Annotated in this window: 1 protein-coding gene; it reads right to left on the bottom strand. The window is 65.0% G+C overall.

Annotated features, from left to right (window positions below):
- Positions 1 to 491: VCBS domain-containing protein (locus tag AC1DLB_RS31940; protein ID WP_477786526.1), on the bottom strand; the 491-nt coding region annotated here is incomplete at both ends.

Here is a 491-nt window from a genome sequence, read left to right as displayed (position 1 = left end):
CTGACGCTGAGGGTGCTGTCCTCCTGCACGGCGCCGACATCGTTGCCGCTCGCGAAACTGAGCACCGGTGCATCGTTGCTGCCGGTGACGGTGACAGTCACCTGCTGGGTGTCGACACCGCCCAGGCCGTCGCTGACCTGGATGGTGAACACTTCGTTGTGACTCTCGCCGGCCTGCAGCGATTGCACGGCACTGGCAACGCCATCGGTGCCGTTGGCCAGGGTGTAAGTCCATTGGCCGCTGCTGTCGACGGCGATCGAGCCGTAGCTGCCGGTGTTTGACCCGGCAATGCTCCAGGTCGCGGTGGCYGCRTGATCGATGTCGCTTGAACTGAACTGGCCGCTGACGCTGAGGGTGGTGTCCTCCTGCACGGCGCCGACATCGTTGCCGCTCGCGAAACTGAGCACCGGTGCATCGTTGCTGCCGGTGACGGTGACAGTCACCTGCTGGGTGTCGACACCGCCCAGGCCGTCGCTGACCTGGATGGTGAA

This window comes from Pseudomonas sp. 05N434, assembly GCF_056396965.1.
The sequence above is the reverse complement of the archived record's forward strand: the minus strand, read 5'-3'. Positions and strand labels throughout refer to the sequence as shown.